This is a genomic window from Phyllobacterium sp. LjRoot231 (genome assembly GCF_964253365.1).
Taxonomy (GTDB): Bacteria; Pseudomonadota; Alphaproteobacteria; order Rhizobiales; family Rhizobiaceae; genus Phyllobacterium.
Map to the genome: position 1 here is coordinate 1,204,255 of NZ_CAXUQT020000001.1, position 21,165 is coordinate 1,225,419.

The 21,165-nt window shown below is 57.7% G+C and carries 18 protein-coding genes; 9 read left to right on the forward strand and 9 right to left on the reverse strand.

All coding sequences use genetic code 11. The features are described 5' to 3' along the window. From ACSQ3H_RS05875 to ACSQ3H_RS05915, 9 genes are all read right to left on the reverse strand, one after another. Positions 1 to 1,860 (reverse strand): ABC transporter ATP-binding protein, encoded by a 1,860-nt coding sequence (locus tag ACSQ3H_RS05875; protein WP_436116182.1) that lies wholly within the window; start codon positions 1,858 to 1,860, stop codon positions 1 to 3. Between the two features lie 7 nt (positions 1,861 to 1,867). Next, entirely contained in the window at positions 1,868 to 3,658 is a 1,791-nt protein-coding gene (locus ACSQ3H_RS05880; RefSeq protein WP_436116183.1) for a gamma-glutamyltransferase family protein, read from the reverse strand. 22 nt (positions 3,659 to 3,680) lie between these two features. After that, positions 3,681 to 4,556: an ABC transporter permease gene (locus tag ACSQ3H_RS05885; RefSeq protein ID WP_436116184.1), complete on the reverse strand. Its 876-nt coding sequence runs from the start codon at positions 4,554 to 4,556 to the stop codon at positions 3,681 to 3,683. Then, the gene (locus ACSQ3H_RS05890) at positions 4,553 to 5,500 is read right to left on the reverse strand and encodes an ABC transporter permease (protein WP_436116185.1); all 948 of its coding nucleotides are present in this window, start codon (positions 5,498 to 5,500) and stop codon (positions 4,553 to 4,555) included. The genes ACSQ3H_RS05885 and ACSQ3H_RS05890 overlap by 4 nt, the downstream gene beginning before the upstream one ends. A gap of 75 nt (positions 5,501 to 5,575) precedes the next feature. Then, positions 5,576 to 7,084 (reverse strand): ABC transporter substrate-binding protein, encoded by a 1,509-nt coding sequence (locus ACSQ3H_RS05895; RefSeq protein WP_436116186.1) that lies wholly within the window; start codon positions 7,082 to 7,084, stop codon positions 5,576 to 5,578. Positions 7,085 to 7,194: 110 nt separating this feature from the next. After that, positions 7,195 to 7,926 (reverse strand): FadR/GntR family transcriptional regulator, encoded by a 732-nt coding sequence (locus ACSQ3H_RS05900; RefSeq protein WP_436116187.1) that lies wholly within the window; start codon positions 7,924 to 7,926, stop codon positions 7,195 to 7,197. A gap of 150 nt (positions 7,927 to 8,076) precedes the next feature. Next, on the reverse strand, positions 8,077 to 8,943 hold the full coding sequence (locus ACSQ3H_RS05905; protein WP_436116188.1) for an ABC transporter permease: 867 nt from the start codon (positions 8,941 to 8,943) through the stop codon (positions 8,077 to 8,079). Beyond that, positions 8,943 to 9,863 carry an ABC transporter permease gene (locus tag ACSQ3H_RS05910; protein WP_436116189.1) on the reverse strand — a complete coding sequence of 307 codons (921 nt, stop codon included), beginning with the start codon at positions 9,861 to 9,863 and terminating at the stop codon, positions 8,943 to 8,945. Before ACSQ3H_RS05910 ends, ACSQ3H_RS05905 begins: the two co-directional genes overlap by 1 nt. 62 nt (positions 9,864 to 9,925) lie before the next feature. Further along, complete coding sequence (locus ACSQ3H_RS05915; RefSeq protein WP_436116190.1) at positions 9,926 to 11,476, reverse strand: ABC transporter substrate-binding protein; 1,551 nt, start codon at positions 11,474 to 11,476, stop codon at positions 9,926 to 9,928. A 147-nt stretch (positions 11,477 to 11,623) separates the two neighbouring features. On the opposite strand from ACSQ3H_RS05915, the gene ACSQ3H_RS05920 reads away from it, so the two are divergent. The 9 genes from ACSQ3H_RS05920 (at position 11,624) to ACSQ3H_RS05960 (ending at position 21,144) form a co-directional block, all read left to right on the forward strand. Further along, positions 11,624 to 12,778: an ROK family protein gene (locus ACSQ3H_RS05920; protein ID WP_436116191.1), complete on the forward strand. Its 1,155-nt coding sequence runs from the start codon at positions 11,624 to 11,626 to the stop codon at positions 12,776 to 12,778. 8 nt (positions 12,779 to 12,786) lie between these two features. Next, positions 12,787 to 14,229 (forward strand): M81 family metallopeptidase, encoded by a 1,443-nt coding sequence (locus ACSQ3H_RS05925; protein ID WP_436116192.1) that lies wholly within the window; start codon positions 12,787 to 12,789, stop codon positions 14,227 to 14,229. A 227-nt stretch (positions 14,230 to 14,456) separates the two neighbouring features. Continuing rightward, complete coding sequence (locus tag ACSQ3H_RS05930) at positions 14,457 to 15,497, forward strand: zinc-dependent alcohol dehydrogenase (protein ID WP_436116193.1); 1,041 nt, start codon at positions 14,457 to 14,459, stop codon at positions 15,495 to 15,497. Position 15,498: 1 nt separating this feature from the next. Next, a complete protein-coding gene (locus ACSQ3H_RS05935) occupies positions 15,499 to 16,848 on the forward strand; it encodes an ABC transporter substrate-binding protein (RefSeq protein ID WP_436116194.1) in 1,350 nt (449 codons plus the stop codon). A gap of 85 nt (positions 16,849 to 16,933) precedes the next feature. After that, positions 16,934 to 17,485: an SIS domain-containing protein gene (locus ACSQ3H_RS05940; RefSeq protein WP_436116195.1), complete on the forward strand. Its 552-nt coding sequence runs from the start codon at positions 16,934 to 16,936 to the stop codon at positions 17,483 to 17,485. A 44-nt stretch (positions 17,486 to 17,529) separates the two neighbouring features. Further along, positions 17,530 to 18,432, forward strand: coding sequence for a carbohydrate ABC transporter permease (locus ACSQ3H_RS05945; RefSeq protein WP_436116196.1), 903 nt, complete (start codon positions 17,530 to 17,532; stop codon positions 18,430 to 18,432). Beyond that, entirely contained in the window at positions 18,429 to 19,250 is an 822-nt protein-coding gene (locus tag ACSQ3H_RS05950) for a carbohydrate ABC transporter permease (RefSeq protein ID WP_436116197.1), read from the forward strand. Before ACSQ3H_RS05945 ends, ACSQ3H_RS05950 begins: the two co-directional genes overlap by 4 nt. Further along, entirely contained in the window at positions 19,247 to 20,161 is a 915-nt protein-coding gene (locus ACSQ3H_RS05955) for a sugar phosphate isomerase/epimerase family protein (RefSeq protein ID WP_436116198.1), read from the forward strand. The genes ACSQ3H_RS05950 and ACSQ3H_RS05955 overlap by 4 nt, the downstream gene beginning before the upstream one ends. An 8-nt stretch (positions 20,162 to 20,169) precedes the next feature. Continuing rightward, entirely contained in the window at positions 20,170 to 21,144 is a 975-nt protein-coding gene (locus tag ACSQ3H_RS05960; protein WP_436116199.1) for a sugar-binding transcriptional regulator, read from the forward strand. Positions 21,145 to 21,165 lie beyond the last annotated feature (21 nt).

Here is a 21,165-nt window from a genome sequence, read left to right on the forward strand (position 1 = left end):
TCATGCTAGCTGGACGAAGTGACCCGTGGTCACCTCACTGTATGTCCGGATCGGCGGAATGTAGCTGGCCGGGCGAACCGGGCTTTTCAATTCGTCGATAGCCACATTGCGCTTGATCTGACGGCGCGCGGGATCGGGAACCGGTACCGCAGCCATCAACTTTTTCGTGTAGTCGTGCTGGGGATTCTCGAACACCGCGGCGCGCGGACCAATCTCGACGATTTCGCCAAGGTACATGACGGCGACCCGATGGCTCACTCGTTCGACCACGGCCATATCGTGGGAAATGAACAGGAATGCCAAATTGAAGCTCTGTTGCAGATCGAGCAGCAGATTGACCACCTGCGCCTTGATAGAAACGTCAAGCGCCGAGACGGACTCGTCCGCAACGATGACCTTTGGGTCAAGAGCGAGCGCACGGGCGATGGCGATACGCTGACGCTGGCCGCCGGAGAACTCGTGCGGATAGCGTTTCATCATATCCGCGGTCAGACCGACACGTTCAAGCAGATCCACCGTTTTGTCCTGTGCTTGCTTCTTCGATCCAAGCTTGTGGGCAATGAAGGGTTCGGCGATCGTTGCGCCGACACTCATGCGTGGATTGAGACTGGCGAAAGGGTCCTGGAAGATCATCTGGATGCTCTTGCGCATATTGCGCAGGCTCGCCGGGTCCAGAGTGAGAACATTGTAGCCGTCGAGGTAAACCTCGCCACTGTCGGGTTGCACAAGCCGGGTGATCGAGCGGCCGGTGGTGGATTTTCCGCAGCCGGACTCGCCGACGAGTGACAGCGTTTCGCCCTGAAACAGATCGAAGGAGACGTTTTCCACCGCGTGGATGGCGCCGGACTTGCGTCCAAACAAGCCGGAGCGGATATCGAAGCGCGTGGTGAGGTTCTTGACTTCGAGGATTGGTGTCTTGCGCTTGTCGACTGTGTCGGCGACTTCGGCCGGGACGGTGGATTCACCGGTGGTAACATCGACGATCGGAAACCGCAGCGGCCAGTGCCTGTCCTTCATCGAACCCAATCGCGGCACAGCGGAAAGCAGGGCGCGCGTATACGGGTGTTTGCCGCGATGGAAGATATCGTCGGTCGGGCCGCTCTCGACTGCCTCACCGCGATACATAACTATTGTGCGGTCGGAAATCTCCGCGACCACGCCCATATCATGGGTGATGAAGAGAACGGCCATGCCTTCCTCTTCCTGCAAAACCTTGATCAGATCGAGAATCTGGCCCTGAATTGTCACATCCAGTGCAGTTGTAGGCTCATCGGCAATGAGAAGTTTTGGCCGGCTGGCGAGGGCCATGGCGATCATCACACGCTGGCGCATACCGCCGGAAAACTGGTGCGGATATTCGTCGAAACGTGATGATGCGTTGGGGATGCGCACTTTTTCAAGGAGCCGTATGGTCTCCGCCCGTGCGTCGGCCTGCGACAGATTGCTGTGGCAGGTCAAAGCTTCCGATATCTGCCGGCCCATGGTGAAGATCGGGTTGAGGCTGGTCATCGGCTCCTGAAAGATCATCGAAGCGTCATTGCCGCGCACATCGCGCATCTGCCTGTCCGTGAGCGACAGGAGATCCTTGCCGTTCAGGATGATCTTGCCATTAATGCGGCTCGTACCCTTGGCGAGAAGGCGCATGATGGAGAGAGAGGTCACGCTCTTGCCGGAACCGGATTCGCCGACGATGGCAACGGTCTCGCCGGGCATGACATCAAATGAGACGTCGCGGACCACGCTTTTCCAGTCACCATCCACGCTGAATGATGTGGTCAGTCCTTCGACTGACAGGACAGGCCTGGAGGTGGCGACGTTGGCAGCGTTTTCCGGAGCAGTGGCAGTTAAAGTGTTCGTCATCGTTTACTTACCTTCCTACCGCATAGGCTTGCATCAACCTCGGTGTTGCCGCCGCCCGCAATAACCCGTCGGCATCGCGCTTGGCGCCCGTCATGCGTCCCACCGTCCAGGGATCGGCAACCGTGATTTCATGGCCTTTCTGGCGCAGTGCTTTCAGTACGTCCGTGCCGACGCCGGCCTCGACGGTAATGTTGCCCGGTTGACTGGTGCGTGGATAGAAGCTGCTGGGAAAATGCGTTGTGTGGAACAGCGGCTGGTCGATCGCCGCCTGAAGGTTCATACCGTGGTGGACATGGCGAAGGAAGAATGGAAGCTGCCATTGATCCTGCTGGTCGCCGCCGGGCGTGCCAAATGCCATGGCCGGGCGGCCTTCGAAGAGAGCAAGTGACGGGGTGAGGGTGGTGCGCGGCCGTTTGCCGGGAGCAAGCGACGTTGGCAGACCCTCGCTCAGCCAAAACATCTGGGCGCGGGAGTTGAGGCAAAAGCCCAACCCCGGGATGACGGGAGACGATTGCAACCAGCCGCCGGACGGCGTGACGGACACCATGTTCCCCTCACGGTCGATGACATCGATATGGACCGTATCGCCCCGCTTTTCCGATAGATGCGCCATCGTCGGCTCGTAGACTGGTGGTCCTTTCGCCGAACCCCTGCCACCCAGCATGGCCATCGTCAGATCATATTGCGTTTCGAAGCCCGCGATCCTGCCAGGCCGAAGCTCCATCGAGGCTTCTGCGGATATCAGCTCGCGACGTTCATCGTTGTAGGTGTCAGACAGGAGATGCCGCATCGGAACATCGCAGAAGGCCGGATCGCCGTAATAGACTTCGCGGTCGGCGTATCCGAGCTTCATGGCTTCCGTCACCGTATGGATGAAGTCGGCGCCGTTCGGATCCATGGACGCGAGATCGAAACCCTTCAGAAGGGCGAGCGATTGCAGGAGCACCGGTCCTTGACCCCATGGGCCTGTCTTGGCGATGGTCCAGCCGTGATAATCGTAAGTTTGAGGCTGTTCGACGGTCGCTTCCCAGTTCGCCATGTCATCGGCCGTGAGCACGGCCTTGTGCCGGTTGCCGCTTGCATCCATGACCTCGGCGTTCTTCAGGTAATCGGCAATCTTTTCAGCAACGAAACCGCGATAGAAGGCGTCCCGTGCTGCGTCGATCTGGTCTTCGCGATTTTTCCTGGTTTCGGCTTCGGCAATGATGCGCTTCCAGGTTTCGGCAAGAACCGGATTCTTGAAATTGGAATGGGGCTCGGGTGCACTGCCGTCCGGCAGCCAGGTTTTAAAGGATGTCGGCCATTCCTTGCGAAAGAACTCGCTCAATCCCTTGATGGTGGCCGCCACACGCGGAAGCATGGGGTGACCGTTTGCGGCATAGTAGATAGCCGGCTCAAGAACATCGCGGACGGAAAGCGTGCCGTAGTCGCGGAGCATGAGCATCCAGCCGTCGAAGGATCCGGGAATGACAGTGGCCAGCAGGCCGTCACCGGGGATGAGGTCAAGTCCTTCGCTCTTGTAGTGGTCGATCGTAGCACCCGCGGGGGCCGGTCCCTGCGCGCAGATGACCTCGACCTTGTCCTTTTTCTTCGAATAGATGATGGCCGGCATGTCGCCACCGGGACCATTCAAATGCGGTTCGACGATCTGGAGTGTGAAACCGGTAGCAACAGCCGCGTCGAATGCGTTGCCGCCTTTTTCCAAGATGCTCATCCCGACGGCGGAAGCGATCCAGTGCGTTGAAGTGACGACGCCGAATGTCCCCAGGATTTCGGGCCGAGTCGTAAATGCAGTCATAGGACGTTTCCTTTTTGAATATTCATGCTTCGCGCGGATCGAGGGCGTCGCGCAAACCGTCACCAAGAAGATTGAAGCCGATAACGACCAGGAAGATCGCCGCGCCCGGCCACATCGCCATCCATGGGGCTTGCGACAGGAAGTTCTTGGCTACGTTGAGCATCGAGCCCCAGCTGGGAGCAGGAGGCTGCTGGCCGAGGCCGAGAAACGACAGGCTGGCCTCGGCGATGATCGCGGTCGCGATTGTCAGACTTGCCTGGACCAGAAGCGGCGAGAAGACATTCGGCAGGATGTAACGTGTGATGATCTGGTAGTGACCGAGACCGATGGACCGGGCGCCCTCCACATAGTCTTCCGTTTTGACACTGAGAACCTGGCCGCGTGTCAAACGCACGAAAAGCGGCATGGCCGACAGACCGATTGCAATCATCGCATTGAACAGGCTTGGCCCGAGAAAGGCAGCGAGCGCGATCGCCATGATGAGAAATGGCATAGCCAGGAAGGCCTCGGTAACGCGGGAAATGATCATGTCGATCCATCCGCCAAAATAGCCGGATATCAGGCCTAGTGGAACGCCAATGGCGACTGCGATGCCGACCGAGAAGACGCCTGCCATCAGCGATGCCCGGGCACCCCAGATCATGCGGGAGAGAATATCGCGGCCGATATCGTCGGTTCCCAGCCAATGTGCTGCCGAGGGCGCCTTGCGGATCGCCGACCAGCTGGTAGCCATGGGATCGGCGATTGGCAGCAAGGGAGCGACGACGGCAAGGGTGACGAAAAAGGCAATGATGACAAGCCCAACGACGGCGCTTTTGTTCGCCTTCAGTTTTCTCCACGCGCGGCTGGAACGCACGGATTGCGGGGCAATTTGCATGGTCTGCTGGAGCATCGTCATAGCGCAGCCCTCATCCGCGGATTGAGCAGGACGTAGAGCACATCCGCGACGAGATTCATCAGGATGAAGCCGATCGCCGTACACAGAACAACGCCTTGAACCACCGCATAGTCGCGGTTGAAAACAGCATCGACGATGAGCTTGCCAAAGCCGGGAATGGTGAAGATTTGCTCCGTCAGGACCGCGCCTGCCAGCAGCTCTCCGAAGAGAAGGGCGGTGAGCGTCACGATCGGCAGCAGTGCATTGCGAAAACTGTGTTGCAGGATGACTGCTTTTTCAGAAACGCCCTTGGCTCTTGCCGTGCGAATGTAGTCGGAGCGCAACACACTGAGCATGGATGATCGCGTGTGCCGCATCAGGGTGGCGGCCAGCGCCAGGCCGAGAACGAATGCCGGCATGATCATCGTTTGCAGGGAGCGTACCGGATCGCTGAAAAAGGGCTCATAGCCCGAAGCGGGGAGCCAGCCCAATTTGACGGACACAAGCAGAATGAGCATGATTCCCATCCAGAAATTCGGTACCGACAGACCTGACAGCGCGACGATATTGGCGACATAGTCGACCCAGGTGTTCTTCTTGACAGCTGCCAGGATGCCTATGGGAACACCAATGGCGAGAGCGAATATCATTGCCATGATCGCAAGCTGGATCGTGACCGGAAGTTTCTCCGCAATCAGGGAAAGCACCGGCTGGTTGGTCCGCAGGGAAATACCGAAATCACCCTGGACCACGGCGCCGACCCAATAAAAGTACTGGTAGACCACGGGATCGTTCAGACGATATTTGTCGCGCAGGAATTCGATCACCTGCGGATCCCGTTCCTCACCTGCCATTGCCAGAATTGGATCGCCCGGCAGAAGCTTTTGCAGGGAAAACGCGAAGATCGATATGATGATCAAGGTCGGTATGGCGAGCAACAGCCGCTTTCCGATGTAAGTGTACATGGCTTGCAATCCTGACGTGTTGATCGGCATTCAAGCGAGGCTGCAAGACACTGCAGCCTCGCGGTACCTATCTGGCTAACCGTTCTTCTTTACACCCTGCAGGCGGATCATTCCGTCCGGATAGGGCACAAAGCCGGTCACATCCTTCTTGAGTGCCCAGATGTAGGACTGATGGCCGAGATAGATGACCGGCAGATCGTCGTTCAGGATCTTGGCAGCTGCGTCATACTTTTGCTTGCGTACTGCATTGTCAGTGGATTTGCGGGCATCGTTGAGAAGAGCGTCTACCTCTGGATTGCAGTATTTCACATCGTTGATACCGCCTTTGCAAGTGACGAACTGGTGAAGATTGCCATCGGGATCGACACGGCCGGACCAGTCGGAACGGCTCAACTGATAATTGCCAGCTGTCTGCTCCGACAATAGCGTTGCGAATTCCGTTGCCTTCAGCGTGACATTGAAGCCGGCTTCCGCGACCATCGACTGGATGATCTGCATCATCTGCATCGCAACCGGGTTGTTCGGCACCTGAAGCTCGATGTCGAGTTTCTCGTGCCCGGCTTCTTTCATCAATGCCTTGGCTTTTTCGACATCGCGCGCCGGAACCGGAATATCCTTGTCGAACCAGGGGCTGTTTGGAGCATAGGGCTGGTTACCGGCGACGGACGTCCCTTCATAGACGACCTGGTTGACAGCCTCGCGGTCGATGGCGAGCGAAAATGCCTGCCGCAGCCGTTTATCCTTGCCGAAAGGATTATCGGCGCGCGGGCCGTTGGCAATATTGGCGTAAAGAGCCATGTAGCCGATGCCGACCGTATCGGCATAGGTCAGGTTGGAATCGCTCTTGACCGCTGCGGCATCACTTGCGGCCAGCCGTTCCAGCATGTCGAGATCACCCGACTGCAGGTTGGCGAGACGAACTGTCGTATCGGGAATTGGCAGGAAGGTCACCTTGTCGATGAAGATGTTGGCGGCATTCCAGTATTGCGGGAACTTCTCAAGGACGATGCGGTCCTGCTGAACGCGTTCGACGAACTTGAACGGCCCGGAACATATCGGCTTGCTGCCGAAGTTCGCACCCATTTCCGCGGCGGCTTTTGGCGAAATCATCATGCCGGCGCGGTCGGAAAGCTGGGCCAGCAGCGTCACATCCGGACTGTTCAGCGTGAACCTGACCTGATAGTCACCGATCGCCTCGACCGTCTTGACGGAGGTGAGTTCGCTCTTGCGGCGGGATTCCGGCAGAGTTTTCGAGCGTTCGATATTGGCAACGACAGCGGCTGCGTTGAACGGCGTGCCGTCATGGAATGTCACGCCCTGGCGGAGATTCATGACAAGTTCCGTACCGTCTTCCGACCATTTCCAGTCGGTCGCAAGCTGCGGCACGATATCGAGCTTCTGGTTCACATCGACGAGCTTGTCGCAGAGCGCCGTATAAACGATGCGGCCAACGAAGGTCCGTGACTGAGCAGGGTCGAGGACATCGGCATCGTCCTGGAGGCCGATTTTCAGTTCAGTGGCAACGGCGGGAAACGACAACATCGCTCCCACCAGCAGTGTCGTGATAAATCCTGCTGTCTTCATAAATTTAACTCCTCATTGTGAGCGCTTTGCGTTCGCTCGTTTGTTCCACATTGAATGCGCCGATTATTTTCTCGGTCTTTGGTCGTAATGCTGTTGAAGGGAGCGTTGCCTCACGATGCGTCGCTCAGGATGTCCTTTTCCAGACTATCCATCGAAGTTTGGCGGATCAGCCGTTCTTGCAGCATCAGCAGGTGCTGCCGCATGGCTTCACCTGCTTTCGCTGGATCGCGGGCAGCTATTGCATCGATGAGCGCCATGTGTTGGGCATGAGAAACCGACAGGGTATCGTTGGCGCTGCGCGCCTTTTCGCGAATAAGCTGCCAAGCCTCGTCCTGGCGAACTCTGTTGATCACATCGAAGATCGTCAGAAAGAACTGGTTACCGGCACTCTGGGCGATTTGCCGATGCAGGGCGCCGTCCCACAGCTCACGCGAATCGGAGTCGTCGCTTTCGCGTATCTTCAGCGCGAGTTCCCGCATGCGGGTTATCTCATCCTTCTTTGCGCGCATTGCTGCAAGCTGTGCCAGCTGCGGCTCTATCCTGAGGCGGACCTCCATGATCTCCATGAAATTGGTGCCGGCGATGATCGTACCGACGTGATCGCTCCAGCCATCTGGCTGGCGTCCGGCGTAGGTACCGGATCCTTGGCGCCGCCACACCTGGCCTTCGGCTTCCAAAACCTCAAGCGCACGCCTTACAGAACGGCGGCTCACCCTGAACATGAGTGCCAGCGCCCGTTCTGTGGGCAATTTTCCATCGCTATCGAGTTGATCAGACGCCAAGAGACTGCGCAGTCTCTCAAGCGCATAGTTTGAATTTTCCTGGGATTGACGAGTTGCCATTCACTCAATGGTCCGGACCAATTAGTAGATTGGTTTAGTCCAAGATATTTTTTGGCCTACGTCAACCTACTTTTTCGGCATTTTCTTTTTTTGCATAATATTTACGCACGCTACCGCTCTGGAGGGTATGTAAAACCCACGTAAGGACAGTCATTTCCGCGGATCAAGGAGATCGCGCAGCGCATCGCCCAGGATATTGAACCCGAGGACTGTGATCATGATCGCAAGGCCGGGAAACAGCGACATATAGATGTTCAAGCCGAGATAGTTCCGGCCATCGCTCATCATCGCGCCCCATTCGGGCAAAGGCGGTTGTGCCCCAAGGCCGAGAAATGAAAGGCTCGCGGCCGAAAGAATCACGGTGCCCGCGGTCAATGTCGATTGCACGATGATGGGGCCGATCGCATTCAAAAGGATATAGTGGGTCATGATCCGGCGCCGCGAAATCCCCAGTGATGTGGCAGCTTCGACATATTCCATATCTTTCAGGCCCAGTGTCAGGTTACGGCTCAACCGGGCATAGACGGGGACCGAGAATATCGCGATGGCGATCAACAGGTTCACCAGATTGGAACCGAGGACGCTGACAATCAGAATTGCCAGAACCACGCCGGGAAATGCAAAAAGAATATCCATGCACCACATGATCGCTTGATCGATATAGCCACCGGTCATGCCGGACAGAATTCCAAGTGGCACACCGATGATCATGGCGAGACCCACGCTCAAGGTGACTTCGACCAGCGAAATTCGCGCGCCGTAGATGACGCGGGCGAAAATATCGCGCCCATTGTCGTCCGTTCCAAACAGATGATCGAACGCTGGCGGCAGCATGGTTTGCATAAGATCCTGCTGATAGGGATCGTACGAGGTAATCAGCGGCGCAATCACTGCCAGCAACACGATCAGAGCGATTAGCCCGCCGCCAATAATCAGCCCCGGATGTGCAAGCATCCGGCGGAGCGCATTGCGGCCAAGGCGTGTTCCGGTGTTAGTGCTGGTTGCCACGGATGCCATCAGCCCAACCTTATCCGGGGGTTCATCACGGCTATCGTCATTTCAGCCAGAAAGTTCATGACGACCACGCCTGTTACGGCAACGAGCGTTACACCCTGGATGACGGGGTAATCCCGGTAACGCACCGAATCGACCAGAAGACGGCCGATACCGGGCCAATTGAAAACGGATTCGGTAACAACCGCACCGCCGATCAAGCTGCCAAAATTGAGCCCGATGATCGTCACGATCGGGATCAGCGCATTCCTCAGCGCATGGCTCCAATAAATAGACGAGGCGTGTACACCTTTGGCGCGGGCTGTGCGGATGTAATCCTGGCTGAGGACTTCGATCATGCTCGAGCGTGTCATGCGGGCAATCACCGCCATTGGCAGGACCGCCAGCGTGATCGAGGGCAGGACATAGCTCTTCCAGGACGTTGCGCCGAGAAGCGGAAGCCAACCGAGGCTCACCGAGAACGTATTCATCGCCATAAGTGCGAGCCAGAAATTGGCTATCGAAGCGCCGGCTATCGCAAGCAGCATGACGAGTTGATCCGGCCAGCCGTGACGGAAAATAGCGCCCGCCATGCCCGCCGGCACGCCGATAAGGATGGCAAGGAGGTAAGAGGTGACCGCGAGCGCTATCGTATAGGGCAGCCGCTGCATTATCTCGGCCACGACAGGTAGTTTCGAGCGGATCGAAACCCCGAGATCGCCTTTGGATGCCGCAATAGCGAAGTGCCCATATTGTTCGATGACAGATCTATCGAGACCCAGACGCACGCGCATGTCGTCCACAGCTGCTTGCGTTGCCTCGGGCCCCGCCATCATGCGTGCGGGATCTCCAGGCAATATCCGGATCGCGATGAAAATCAGCATCGAAACACCGATAAGGATCAGCGGCAAAGCAAGCAGTTTTCTGGCGATATAGACGTTCATCGGGCCGTCATTTCATCTCAATGATGCGGCGGCCAAGACGATGGCCGCCGTCAACGACAAGTTCAATCCTTGGTCGCGCCCTCGACTTCGACCTGTCCTCCCGGCACGAGCCAGACGCCTTTGACGTTTGCACGTGTCGCATAGAGGTCCTGAGTCGTGTAAAGGAGCACATGCGGAGCCTGATCGTTGATAAGCTTTTGCGCCTCAACATAAATGTCGTTGCGTGCCTTTTCGTCAAGCGTGGAGGCTGCCTTGTCGACCAGGCCATCCAGCGCCGGATCGTTGAAGAAGCCAAGATTGGCGCCCGCCGGCGAAGCGCTTGCCGAATGGTAGAGCGGGCGGAATTGAAGGTCCGCACCGTTTACGCCGGAGGACCACGATGCGATGACCGATCCTGTTCCATCGGCTTGCTTTCCTGCCGGATCGGCAAAGGCTGCCTTGGCCCAGACGCCGCTTTCCATACGGCGCACATCCAGTTTTACGCCGATCTTCGACCACATACCTTGGAGTAATTGGCCGATGCGGGCCTCCGGCTCCTGCACGATCGTCGACATCTCGAAACCTTCGGGATAGCCCGCATCTGCCAAAAGTTTCTTGGCCTTCTCGATGTTGTAACCATAGGGTGCAAGCGTAGCATCGTAGCCGGGCGTTACCGGCGCCAGCGGGGAATTGGCGGGCACCGCATAGCCTTGCATGATCGCCTTGACGAGGCCTGCCTGGTCGGTGGCATAGTTCAAGGCCTGACGGACCCGCACATCGTCCAGAGGCTTCAGCTTGGTGTTGAGCGAAACCCAGAAAACCGCTGAGCCATCGCTCTTGTTGAGCTTCATCTCCGGATTGGCTTCGATCTGTGCAGCAAAGGCCGGCGGCAATGGATTGACAATATCCGCGTCGCCGGTCTGCAGCGCCATGTTCATGACCGAAGGCTCGGATGTCCAGGTCCACTTGATCTCATCGACGCCCTTCGGAGCACCGCCCCAATACGCCGGGTTTTTCTGCTCCAGCACGTAGTCGCCGGACTTGTATTCGGCCAGTTTGTAAGGGCCAGTGCCGACGGCCTTGCTGCCGATCGTGCCGGCTGCATCCGCCGTCGGGCTGACCATCAGGCAGGGGCCTGTGGTCAGGAGAGCAAGGAAGGCAGGGTAGGGCTTTTTCAGTTTGAACTGAACGGTCATGGGATCGGTCGCCGTGACGCTGTCGATAAAGGCGCGCAGGCGGCCGCTGGCAGCGAGGCCGCGCTTGGGATCGAGGTGCCGTGCGAAATTCTTGACAACCGCATCGGCATTGAAGGGAGTGCCGTCATGGAAGGAAACGTTTTCGCGCAGCTTGAATGTCCAGACCAGGCCGGCCTCGTCGCTATTCCATTCCGTGGCGAGCGCCGGCTGCAAGGAAAGATCGGGCGTACGCACCAGGAGACCCTCGTACATCGGGTCGAGCACATCGGCAGTGAAGGTCGCAGTCTGGTCGCCGGGGTCCATCGACCGCGGTGCTTCTGTCTGCATGACCGTCAATGTTGCAGCCATTGCCGAGGCCGGAAGACATAGTGTGCCAACAACCGCGCACATCAAGGCCAGTTGCCGGCTTTTCACAAAACTCAACTGCGAAGTCGTCATCTTTGTTCACCCTTTTTAGCTGATTTCTTCGGTCTAGCGAGGTAGACTTAGATCATTATTTGCCGCTAATTTTGGTTGATTTGTTCATTTAGTAAACTTAATGTCAAGCCAAAATGACGGCTTCCTGCCGACAAACCGGAACCTTGGATGCTCACTACTTCCCAACGTCAGCTCTTGCGGGCTATCAGCGAATCCGGTCCGCTCAGCCGAACCGAACTTGCGGCACTGATGGGACTGAGCAAGGGCGCGATGAGTGGAATTGCGCGCGATCTTATCGATCTCGGCATGCTGCGCGAGACAGGGACAGCGCCCAGCAAACGCCGCTCGTCAACGAAACAGGGCCGCCCGTCCATAAGGCTGGATCTGCAGCCGGACTGCGCTTTTTTCGTCGGCATATCGCTTTTGCAAGATCCCGCGCCGATGGTCCTCAGCGATCTCAATGGCAACATTATTGCCCGGCAATCCATGACGCTTTCCCGCGATCCGGAAATTATCGCGGAACTGATTGCGAATGAGCTGCCGAAGCTGCTCGGCCAGCGAGCCCAAGCGGCCGATAAATTGTCAGGACTTGGGATTGCGCTCTCGGGGTTCGTCGACGAAAAGCAGGCAACCTGCGTGCAGTCGACCCTTCTCGGATGGCAGGATGTGCCGCTCGCCGAAATGGTCCAGCGCAAGACCGGCGTCGTAACGTACATCGAAAACGATGCCAAGGCGGTTGCGGTGAGCGAGAAGCTGTTCGGCAGCGCCCGCGATGTGCCGAATTTCAGCGTCGTCTCCCTTGGCGACGGGATTGGTTGCGCTCACGTTATCGATGGCAAGCTTTATCGCGGCAACCATGGAGGTGCCGGGGAAATCGCTCATTGCACGATCGAGCCTGGCGGCTCTCCTTGCCGCTGCGGCAAACGTGGCTGTCTCGATACGGTAGCCTCGATGAAGGCGATCAGGGAGATGGCGCTGGCGCAGGGATTGAAATGCACGTCGCTTTCCGATCTGGAACAGGAGGCAGCAGGCGGCACGGCTGCAGCTATCAGCGTTCTGCACAAGGCTGGGGCTGCTCTCGGGCTGGCAATCGCCCATATCATCCAGATGAACGATCCTGGCATGATCCTGATTACGCATGTCGAGGGGTCATTCGACGGTTTGTTCGGGACGGTTATGCAACAGGCGATCGAAGCCAACGTCCTGCCACGCTATGCAGGACAGACGCCAATCCGCACGCGACGTGTCGACAGCGATATCTGGGCGCGGGGCGCTGCCAGCATCGCAGCCAATAATTTTCTGATCGGTCCAAACACGAATTGAGGTCTTCCATGCGCATTGCCGTCGGTGGCATTCATATCGAATGCAGCACGTATAATCCGGTTTTGAACGAGGAAAAGGATTTCCGCGTCGTGCGGGGTGAGGGCTTGCTTTCAGATCCGTATTTTGCCTTCCTCAAGGACTATGAGGCTGAATTCCTGCCGACTGTTCACGCCCGTGCCATTGCGGGTGGTCCCGTCAGCCGCAGTACCTATGAGTCCTTCAAAACCGAGTTTTTAAACCGGCTAAAAACACTTTTGCCGCTTGATGGGCTTTATCTCGCAATGCATGGCGCGATGTATGTCGAGGGCATGGAAGATGCCGAAGGCGACTGGATCAATGCAGCTCGCACCCTCGTTGGCGATGATTGCGTCCTCTCTGCAAGTTATGACCTGCATGGGAATGTCTCGCAACGTATTCTCGATGCGCTTGATATGTACTCGACCTATCGCACGGCACCTCACATCGACGTTGAGGCGACAATGCGGCGATCGGTTTCGATGCTGGTAAAGAGCCTGAAGTCCGGAGTGAAGCCGCTATTGCTGTGGGCGCCTATCCCCGTGGTTCTTCCGGGAGAGCGGACAAGCACCGTCGATCAGCCGGCAAAGGGCCTTTATGAAATGCTGCCGGAGATCGATGCCATCGAGGGTGTTTGGGATGCATCGCTCATGGTCGGCTATGTCTGGGCTGACGAACCGCGTGCCACCGCTGCGGCGATCTTGACGGGCACCGACCGCACCGTCCTCGAGCGCGAAGCCAAACGTGTGGCGCAAGCCTACTGGGACGCGCGAGAAGCGTTTGTCTTTGGCTGCGAGACCGGCTCAATCGAAGAATGCGTCGCAAAAGCAGTCGTGAGCCCGACAGCACCCGTCATACTCGCCGACTCAGGTGACAATCCTACCGGAGGTGGCGTCGGCGACCGGGCCGATGTGCTGGCGGAGCTTTTAGTCAAAGGCGCGACAGGGACCATTTTTGCCGGTATTGCCGACAACGCCGCGGCAGAAGCCTGCTACGCGGCAGGGGTTGGCGCAAGGCTCGATCTTACCATCGGCGCATCGCTGGATACCAAGGGGAGCAAGCCCGTATCCGCAAATGTCGAGGTTAAATTTCTGTTGGAAACGACCGACCCGGCAAGTCGTGAAGCGGTGGTCTCGACGGGTGGTATCGATGTGGTATTGAGCGCCAAACGTCGCCCCTATCACAATATCGCCGATTTCACCCGGCTCGGGCTCCACCCTCATAGCGCGAAAATCATCGTTGTTAAATCCGGCTATCTTTCACCCGAACTCGCGCCACTGGCCAATCCCAATCTGATGGCGCTTTCGCCGGGTGTCGTGGATCAATTCGTCGAGCGTTTGCCGCGCACGCGCAAGGGGAAGCCGACCTATCCCTTCGACAAGCATTTTTCGTTCGAGCCGAAAGTAACGCTCTCGGCCCGTTCAGAACTGGCTTGATTGTCCTCTGTGACGATGCTTGAGGACCGCCTCAAGCCACCGCGCTAGATTACTCCACATCAAAAGTCGCCCGCAGGATCGACGTCATTCGTCGAGCCTGTGAGTTGATCCGTTCACAGTGTGCCTGGCTGCCGGCAGGTCCAGGCTCAGAACTATACACTTGAAAAACCAATTTTACATTTGTATGGTGGCGATGAAACTGTCTGAAATGCTAGTCCGGAAATCCCATGAGCCGTGCCCTTTTCATCCGTGGAGCCCATGACGCGTATGTAGCGCCATTCAATCTTCGCGAAGGGCGTCCGGGCGAAGTTCTCATCGACGTTGCTTCAGTCGGCCTCTGCGGTTCGGATCTTCATTATTACAAGGATGGAGGTATCGGTTCCGCCGTGGTCAAGGAGCCGTTCGTGCCTGGGCACGAGTTCGGGGGGTATCTCTGCGAGGACCTCGACGAGCTTGCACTCGCGCGCGGCGCGCTCGTTGCCGTCGATCCGAACAAGGCCTGCGGACATTGCGAATTTTGCGAGCGCGGTCATCCCAACCTTTGCCCGAATGTGGAATTCATTGGCGCGCCGCCTTTTGACGGGGCGATGACCGAGCGTATCTGGGTTCCAACCTCGCAGATCGTGCCGCTGCCAACGGACTTCACCCCACTTCAGGCGGTGATGCTGGAACCGTTGGGCGTTGCGATCCATGCTGTCGATCTCGCCAAGCCAAGGCTGCTCGAGCAGGTGGCTCTGATCGGTTGCGGTCCCATCGGGCTTCTTATTCTTCAGGTTCTTAAGGCCGCCGGGGCAGGCGAGATTCTGGCCGTCGATCCGCTGCAGCATCGCCGGGACATGGCCGCCACACTTGGCGCATCCCGCACTGGCACGTCCGTCGAGGATATTCGCGACTGGACCGGACGGGAGGGAACGCCTCTGGTCATCGAGGCGACCAACTCCCCGCTCGGTTTTCGCGATGCCGTCCTCGCTGCGAAAATCGGCGGACGCATCGTTTTGGTCGGCATTCCGGATGGTGACGTCTATACGCTGCCGGCCGCCGAAGCGCGCCGCCGCGGGCTGAAAATCAAATTCGCGCGCCGGATGGGGGAGGTCTATCCCCGTGCAATCGAACTCGTCGCTGGAGGAAAGGTCGATGTCACGTCACTCGTGACGCATCAGGTCGGCCTGGACGAGGCGCCCGAAACATTCCGCAACCACGCGGACAATGTGCCGGGTTACATCAAGAGCCTGATATATCCGAATGGATTATCAAAACTGGGAGGATGACGTGAGGAAACTTTTATATGCATCGCTAAGTGCCGTGGCGCTTCTGGCCGGCGCAGTGTCGTTGCCGTCGGTGGCTCTCGCCGATTGGCTGGAAACGGCTGCGCAGCCCTTCAAGGGCAAAGAGATCAATGTGATTTTCCTGGATCGTCCGGGCTATCGCGCAATCATCAAGCTGCTGCCGGAGTTCGAGAAGAAAACCGGTATCAAGGTCAATTACGAGATCGTGCCATATGAGAACACCCGCGAGAAACAGGTGCTCAACTTCACATCCAATGGCGACCTGACGATCGCACTGGTCGATCTCGTCTGGATCGGGGAATTTGCGGAGAACGGCTGGATCACGCCGATTGACGAATTCACCGCCGATAAATCCATCACCGATCCCAATTTGCAGCTCGAAGGTTTCTTCCCGTTGCTGATCGACGCATTCGGATCGTGGGGCGGCAAGACCTATGGCCTGCCCTTCGACAATTATTCGGGTCTCCTGTTCTATAATTCCTGCCAGTTGAAGGAAGCGGGCTTCGAGAAGCCACCTGCAACGTGGGACGAGCTAATGAAGGATTATGCGCCGAAGCTGACGGACGCGTCCAAGAATCACTATGCCTTCGCCCTGCAGTCGCTGCGCGGTGAGACGCAGTCTGCCGACAGCTTCATGCGGGTGCTATGGCCCTTCGGCGGCTCATTGCTGAACAAGGAATTCAAGTCGAACCTGCTCAGCCCGGAGAGCCAGAAAGGTCTGACATTCCGCCAGGATTTGATGAAGTACATGCCTCCGGGGATCGTCAGCTTCGACCATGCCGAGGCTGTCAATGCGCTGGCGCAGGGTCAGGTCTCGATGATCACGGAATGGTCGGCCTTCTATGGCACATTGACCGATCCGGCGACGTCTAAGCTGGGCGATTGCCTGGCTGTCGCTCCGGAACCTGCTGGTCCAGCGGGACGTTTGCCGGCGCTTGGCGGCTTTTCACTGGCCGTCGCCCAGCAGGCTCCTGACGATCTGAAGAAGGCTTCCTGGCTCTTTATCCAGTGGGCAACCTCGGAAGAGATCGCTCGTCCCTACGTCGAGGCCGGCGGCGTTTCCGGTCGTACATCCATATACGAGCAGCCGGATATAAAGGCGAAGTACAAGTTCGTCGAACCGATGGTCGCCTCCTGGCAGAAAGGCGTGCCTGAGTTCCGCCCGCGTTTCCCCGCATGGCCGGCGATCTCGGAAGTTGTAGCCGAATGGGGCTCCAAGATGATGCTGGGTGAGGTTACGACCGAAGCTGGCGCCAAGGAGATTGGAACGCGTATGGAGGGTATCCTGGCCAAGGAAGGTTACTATGATGGCAAGAAGGAATTGCTGCAGTAGGTAAGTGTACCAACAGCAATGGCGGGTGGCGGAAACTCCACCCGCCCTTCGTTCCACATAGCATATCTTATACCGGGAGAGTGCCTTGCCCAAACTGTACAACCAAGCGCTGCAGGAACTAGCCGGTGTTTTCGATCGCATTGATGAACAAGCTGTCGATGCTGCTGTCGGCGTGATCGCCGGTGCCGGACGGATCGCGCTCTATGGTGTCGGCCGTGAGGGGCTGCAGATCAAGGGCCTCGCCATGCGGCTCTACCATCTGGGGCTTAAGGTCGCCGTCGTCGGTGACATGACGACGCCGCCTCTGGGCAGTGGCGACTTGCTGATCGTCTCTGCCGGCCCGGGTGGTTTTTCAACGGTGCTTGGGCTGATGGGCGTAGCAACCGCCGCGGGTGCCAAAACGCTCGTCGTGACTGCACAACCCAATGGCGATGCAGCCCAACGCGCGGATCATGTCCTGACCATTCCGGCGCAAACCATGGCCGATGATCAGGGGACAAAAGTTTCCGTTCTGCCGATGGGATCGCTGTTCGAGGGCGCGCAGTATGTGCTTTTCGAGATAATGGTCCTGAAACTGCGGGAGCGGCTTGGAACATCGACCGAAGCCATGCGGGCCAACCATACGAACCTGGAGTGAACGGCGTATCGAACGGCATGCAGGCGAGGAAGGGAGGACATTTCGTGACGCAGACACAGACCAGGCTCAATCCGGGATACGGACGCTGGACGCCCTTCTGGTTTCTCGCACCGGCTGTATTTGCGCTGCTCATCATCGGTATCTATCCGACGATTTCGGCCCTCATAACGTCATTCAGGCGCTACAATATCACCCGTCCGCGCGACGGATTTCCCTTTGTCGGGCTGGATAATTACATCAATGTGCTTTCCGATCAGACCTTCTGGCAATCGCTGGGTCTGACGGCGCGTTTCTTTTTGACAGTTCTGCCGTTCGAACTCTTCTTTGGAATTTGCATCGCTCTGCTCTTGCACCGGCCGGGCCTGGGCATGTTGCGGGCATTGGCCCGTGTATCGCTGGTGGTGCCGCTGGCCACGACCTATGCGGTCGTCGGGTTGATCGGGCGACTGGTCTTCAACCGCGATTTTGGCATCGCAAACCAGTTTCTCGACGCGATTGGCATAGGTGGTCTCGATTGGCTGGGTTCGACGACGGGAGCGTTCATTGCCATTGCGGTGATGGACATCTGGCAGTGGACGCCCTTCTGTGCACTTATCTTCCTCGCTGGCCTATCCATGGTGCCGGTTGAGATCGAAGAAGCCGCCCGGCTCGAAACCAGTTCCAAAACCGCGATGCTGCGCCATGTGCAACTGCCATATCTGCTGCCGGGCCTGACCGCGATGCTGATCCTGCGGTCGGCCGATATCCTGAAACTGTTCGACATGGTTTTCGTGATGACACGCGGCGGACCGGGCTCAGCTACAGACCTCGTATCCATTTACATCCAGCGCGTAGGATTCCGTATCTTCGACATGGGCACGGCCTCGGCTCAGGCGATCCTTCTCCTGATCGTCACCATCGTGCTCAGCCGGCTCTATATCAAGCTCATCTACAAGGAGATCGAATGATGTCCACGACGCTTCGCCGCATCTTGCACGGACTGGGCTTGATCGTTGTCCTTTGTTTCACGTTGTTTCCTTTCTACTGGATGGTTTCATCCAGCTTCAAGGATCAGACCGATCTGCTGGCGTCCCCGCCGGTCTGGCTGTTTACGCCCACATTGTCCAACTACGCTGATATTTTCGCTGACGAAAAGGTGTTCGGCGCGATCGTCAATTCGCTGATCGTTGCGACCCTGACAACAGCATTATCGGTACTTCTGGGCGCACCGGCGGCCTATGCGCTTGCGCGCTTCAACTTTCGCGGCAAATCCGATCTGTGGTTCTGGTTCATCTCCAATCGCATGATCAGTCCGATCGTTCTGGCGCTGCCGGTCTACCTGCTGGCGCTGCAGTTGAACCTGCTCGACACGCATATCGTGCTCATCCTCATCTACCTGACATTCAACCTGCCGATTGTCGTCTGGATTTGTACCGATCAATTTCGCTCCATACCGATCGAGCTGGAGCAGGCAGCGCGTCTCGACGGAGCGGACCAGTTCACGATCTTCCGGAAGATTTACATTCCACTTGGGCTGCCGGGCATCGCGGTCTCGGCCATTTTCAGTTTCATCTTCTCATGGAATGAGCTGCTCTACGCGTTGGTGCTCACACGGCGAAGCGTGCAGACGGCTCCCGTCATCGCGACGAGCTTCATGTCTGGCTACGAGTTGCCGTGGGGCAAGATCATGGCGACGGGAACAGTGATCGTGCTACCGGTCACGATCTTTGCGCTTCTCGTCTCCAAGCACATGGTTCGCGGGCTCACCATGGGCGCAACGAAATGATGGAGGTTCAGTCCCCGCCCATTCCACTCGGGATCAACCTTTCGTTCTGCGTGAAGCGGTGGATAATACCCGAGCTTTGGGCACCGATCGTACAACAGCTTGGCCTCGATCTCGTGCAATTCTCATTCGATCTTGTCGATCCGACATGGCCAGATGATATTCTGACCAGTTGTGCAGAGGATATCCGCACGACTGCCGATCGTTACGGTCTCACAATCCACAGCGCTTTCATCGGGCTCGCCCACTACACGTTTAATCAACTCCTTCATCCCGATCCGCGCGTTCGCGACGTGGCGGAAGAGTGGATGAAGAAGGCTTATCGCTTCGCTGCGAGCGCCGGGATTGACAGGGTGGGCGGGCCGCTAGGTGCTATCGCGTCGAGGGTCGATGGTGTTGAAGCCGATAGCATTCCGGAACGCGATTACGAGGATCTTATCCTGCGGATGCGACGTCTTTCCGAAGCCGCGAAAGAATGCGGGATCGTCGAGCTTTATGTCGAGCCCACGCCCATGCGTCGGGAATGGCCCTGGACCGTCGCACAGGCGCAGCGCATGGCGGCGGACGTTGCAGATACGCCGGTTCCCTGGAAGTATTGCATTGACTGGGGGCATGCCACCTTCGAACCACTGTACGGGAAAAACCATGCAACGATGGGGCAATGGTTTGGCGCCCTGGCGCCGCATATCGGCATGATCCATTTGCAGCAGACCGATTTCCAATATGATCGTCACTGGGATTTCACTGAAGCTGGAGCCGTGCTTCCACAAGAGGCGGCGCGCCTGCACCGGGAATTTGGCCTTGCCGACAGGCCGGTTTTCCTTGAAGTGTTCTATCCGTTCGAACGGGATGACGCGTCGATCCTCAAAGCGCTGAGCCGTACGATAACGATCCTCAAACCGGCTTTTGCCTGAGAACACCATTGAGCGAATTCAATCCAGACGACGTACAATCAAATCCCGCCGCCGATACCGAGCAGATCCGTGCGCGTGTCGCCTGGTATTACTATGTCGGCGGGCTGACCCAGCAGGAGATTGCCGACAAGCTGTCCATCACCCGGCTGCGGGTAAACAAGATCGTCGTCCAGGCCCGAAGCGATGGTCTGGTCAGTGTCGATATCAAGATGCCGCTGACCCATTGTGTGGCCTTGGAAGAAAAGCTGAAAGAGCGTTTCGGTCTCATCGACTGCTCGGTTGTGCCGTCGGTGTCCCACATGGAAGACCTGCACCGGGTTCTGGGCCGCGCGACTGCCGCGATGCTCGATCCGCTCCTCGTCGATGGTAAAGGCTTCGGTATCGGCTGGGGGCAGACGCTTTCGGCCGCGCGCAGACATCTGACACCGCGCCGTCTGAGCAACGCCTGGGTTGCGGCACTGATGGGTGGTCTGACACGTGGATCCGGCACGAATACCTTCGAGGTCTCGACGGAGTTTGCCCGCATTCTCGGTGCCGAATGCTACTATGTTGCGGCTCCCATCTACTGCCCGTCGAGTGAGAGCCGCACAGCCTTGCTGACGCACTACGGTCTGGCAGAAGCCATGCAGCGCGGCCGCAATACGGCTGTTGCCTTGATCGCCTGTGGTGATCTCTCCGACCATTCGCTGCTGGTGAAGACGCAGGTTGTGACAGAGAATTTGCCCACCCTTAGAGAGACTGGTGCGGTGGGCGATATTCTCGGGGTGTTCCTCAATGAAAACGGTGAGCCGGTCGATCATCCGTTGAACCAGCGCGTGATGGCCATGCGTCCGTCGGACTTGAAACTCATACCGTCGTCGATCCTTGCATCGGGCGGCCTGCACAAGACCCTGATCATCAGGGCTGTGTTGCGGGCTGGCTATGTCAATCGTCTCGTGACGGATGAAGACGTAGCGGAAGCTATTTTGAAAGACGAGGCGTGACGATGGCGACAACGGAGAGGG